General features: G+C 43.2%; 4 protein-coding genes. 2 read left to right on the top strand and 2 right to left on the bottom strand.

Annotated elements, in window-relative coordinates:
• Window positions 1-511 precede the first annotated feature (511 nt).
• A complete protein-coding gene (locus tag GNE10_RS33205) occupies window positions 512-682 on the bottom strand; it encodes a hypothetical protein (protein WP_185570311.1) in 171 nt (56 codons plus the stop codon).
• 413 nt (window positions 683-1,095) lie between these two features.
• Window positions 1,096-1,740 carry an ATP phosphoribosyltransferase gene (gene hisG / locus GNE10_RS33200; RefSeq protein WP_099068742.1) on the bottom strand — a complete coding sequence of 215 codons (645 nt, stop codon included), beginning with the start codon at window positions 1,738-1,740 and terminating at the stop codon, window positions 1,096-1,098.
• Window positions 1,741-1,814: 74 nt separating this feature from the next.
• Here hisG and rppA point away from each other — a divergent pair, with 74 nt between their 5' ends.
• Entirely contained in the window at window positions 1,815-2,513 is a 699-nt protein-coding gene (gene rppA, locus GNE10_RS33195; protein WP_185570312.1) for a two-component system response regulator RppA, read from the top strand.
• A 367-nt stretch (window positions 2,514-2,880) separates the two neighbouring features.
• Window positions 2,881-3,147 carry a CTB family bacteriocin gene (locus GNE10_RS33190; RefSeq protein ID WP_185570310.1) on the top strand — a complete coding sequence of 89 codons (267 nt, stop codon included), beginning with the start codon at window positions 2,881-2,883 and terminating at the stop codon, window positions 3,145-3,147.
• Window positions 3,148-3,334: the final 187 nt, after the last annotated feature.

Genomic DNA, 3,334 nt, shown 5'->3' with positions numbered 1-3,334 from the left:
TTAGCGTCAGCGTTAGCGACGAAGGAGCGTCACCCCGAAGGGGTTAAAGGGTAAAGGGTAAAGGTTTTTTCTTTCCCCTTTCCCCTGCCCCTTTTCCCCAAAACCCGACAAGTATTGAAGCCCTTGTGCTTTTTTAAAAGTTCAATTCAAATTTGAGAAAAGCCATGCCCAGCAGTCAGCTATTCTATTTAGCCCGCCAACTTTGGCGATCGCCATAATCCCAGTTTAAACAAATTTTAGACGATATTATTTACATCAAATCTTGTAGTGGCGTGACAAGACTAAAATGGTGCATTAGCTTGACTCTTGTGGGGTGGGCATCCTGCCCGCCCGGACGGGTGAGGACACCCATCCCACAATAAAATCTATTGCAACATTTAAGGCTTGACACGCCAGTAGTAGCGTTCTCACCCGTCCGGTGGTTACCCAAATTTATACTTCGTTGCGTTCAAAAATATTAGTTTTGGAAGCCAGAGGACAGGAAAGATAGAGGTAAAAATATTACCTATGATTATAACTTAGTATCAATCAACCCTTGAGCAAATTCAACGAACGCTTGAGCAAATTCAACGAACGCTTGAGCAAATTCAACGAACGCTTGAGCAAATTCAACGAACGCTTGAGCAAATTCAATCAACCCTTGAGTAAATTCAATCAACCCTTGAGCAAATTCAATCAACAATAGGATGTGTTGGGTTTCGTTTTGCTTTGCTCAACCCAACTTACAGCTGAGTGTAGTCAAACACAAGTACATCTCGTAGGAAAGGGCAGTACAAACATTGGTGTCAACTTAAGTTCAAATGCTTATCCCACAAGCATTTTACCCCACCCCCAACCCCCTCCCCTTGCTAAGGACAGGGGCGGTTTCAATACTGCTCGGTTAAGGATTTTAAACTGGAATTTGGTTTGGGGAAAAGGTGAGCCAGCGCGGTCTTGGGGGTTTCCCCCATGAGCGACTGGCGAACCCCGAAGGGGTTAAAGGGTAAGGGGTAAAGGTTTTTTCTTTCCCTTTTCCCCTTTCCCTTTCCCCCAAAACCCGACAAGTATTGGGGGCGGTTTTGGCTTTAGACAAAACCAATGCCCAATGCCCAATGCCTAAACCCCCAACAAAACAGTCTCCCGCACCTTGCTAATAACATCACTTAAATTGCCAGTGTTGAGACGATAACTCAGGGGATGGGCTATTAATCGCCCCGTACTTTCATACAGAGTAGCGATTTCAATCAAACCATTTTCGCGTAAAGTCCGCCCTGTGGAAACTAAATCCACGATCGCTTCTGACATCCCAGTAATTGGCCCTAGTTCTACTGAACCATATAGCGGCACTATTTCTACAGGTAAATCGAGACTTTGGAAATATTCACGAGCGCAATTGACATATTTTGAGGCAACTCTACCATGTGGTGGCAGATCTAGGGGCGATCGGTAAGAACTCGATGCTTTTACCGCCACGGACATCCGACAATATCCAAACTGCAAATCCACTAAGTGGGCAACTTGCGGCTGTTTCTCCCGCAGCACATCGTAACCAACAATACCCAGTTGTGCTTGACCATATTCTACATAAACAGGTACATCCTGCGCCCGCACCAATAGCCCTTTTGCCAGTCCCTTGGCATCAGGAATTTGCAGTTGGCGATTTCCCGAATCTAAAAAAGCACTGAAATCCAACCCTACAGCTTGTAGCAATCGGATGCTATGTTTAAGAAGTTCCCCTTTTGGTAATGCAACAGTCAGCATTATTTTTCTTCGTATCCTGCGTATTTGCGGTTGAATAACATTGAGAATATCTCTATATGCTTACCACAAGCAGCATGAGAATTTTATTAGTTGATGATGAAGTTGAATTAACCCAACCATTGAGTCGCTTGTTAACTCGTGAGGGTTATACTGTGGATGCCGCTTATGATGGTACAAGCGGTAGCGATCGCGCACGAATCGGTAACTACGATCTGCTAATTTTAGATTGGATGCTGCCAGGAAAAACAGGGTTACAAATTTGTCAGGAATTGCGACGCCAAGGCAAAACGACTCCTGTGCTATTTCTGACAGCCAAAGATACCCTAGATGACCGCGTAGAAGGTTTAGATGCTGGTGCAGACGACTATTTAGTCAAACCTTTTGAACTGCGAGAATTGCTAGCGAGAGTCAGGGCTTTGTTGCGTCGTTCTGGTTCGCAAACTTATGAAACCACCACCGGACGCTTGACTGTAGCTGATTTAGAACTCGATTGTGAAAACCAAGTAGCCTATCGCCAAGGACGAATAATTGAACTTTCGCAAAAAGAAAGTCAGTTATTGCAATATTTTATGGAACATACCGGACAGCTGCTAACTCATTCCCAGATTATGCAAACTTTGTGGCCAGAAGAAGAACAACCCAGTAGCAACGTCATAGCTGCATTAATTCGTTTGCTACGGCGTAAGATTGAAGTAGGTAAAGAAAGTACGCTGATTCACACAGTTTACGGCAAAGGTTATCGTTTTGGCACTTCTGTTGTAGAGTCTGTTTAGCGAAAAAATAACTTTAACTGGAAGTGGGGAATGAGAGTACTTTGTTTGAGTGCAACTGAGTATCAATTCCAATCATCCCATTATTTAAAGGACTTAGGCTGCGAGATTATTTTTTGAGGTCAGGAATAAGGCATAAGGCATTAATATGTGTGCAAATATTCTAAATCTTTTCAAAAACGCCAAATATTGACCATACCTGCTCTAGCGCATTCTCATATCTAAAAGAAATACAAGATTTTATATCTACCTTGAGAAACAAAAATGCAATTTTCAATTATGTCTCAAGATTTATGAAATCCTGACAAACAATCCCTATAGTTGGGTCTTAGGTGGTGAAACACCTGATTTGTAAGTGAGGCCAATAATCATGTCATATCCAATAATTGCATCAGAGTTGTTACTCGATTTATCTGATGAGCAACAACAGCTGTTAGCCGGTGGCGTTGATTCAGAAAATAGTCGCAGTATCTACGGTCAAAGCCAGGGATTTATCCAAGGAACAACTAGTTCCGGCCCCCAAGGTAGCAGTTCTAATTCCCTAGCAAATAAGAGTAGGTTAATTACTGGAGCGCAAGATACTCTGAACCTGGGAGGAGAAGGTGTACCTCGTCTTTTGAGACGCTTCGCTAGGTAACAGCCATTAGCAACAATATAGAGGCTCAAGTTTCTTCGTTATTAAGCACTGGAATCAGTTGCTGATTCCAGAGCTTTCTCAAATTTTCACATTTGCATAACCTTGTAATACCAATTTGAAAAAATAATGCAACACATAGACAAGACCCCTCCCCAACCCTCCCCTTGGCAAGGGGAGGGTTGGGGAG

It is taken from the genome of Nostoc sp. 2RC, from assembly GCF_014222165.1.
GTDB classification, from domain to species: Bacteria; Cyanobacteriota; Cyanobacteriia; order Cyanobacteriales; family Nostocaceae; genus Nostoc; species Nostoc linckia.
Note: the sequence above shows the minus strand (reverse complement) of the source record. Positions and strands in the feature narration are given on the sequence as shown.

Bases quoted from the DNA above. Each gene is read 5' to 3' on its own strand.
- GNE10_RS33190 (WP_185570310.1), top strand. From the start codon at position 2,881: ATGTCATATCCAATAATTGCATCAGAGTTGTTACTCGATTTATCTGAT.
- rppA (WP_185570312.1), top strand. From the start codon at position 1,815: ATGAGAATTTTATTAGTTGATGATGAAGTTGAATTAACCCAACCATTG.
- hisG (WP_099068742.1), bottom strand. From the start codon at position 1,740: ATGCTGACTGTTGCATTACCAAAAGGGGAACTTCTTAAACATAGCATC.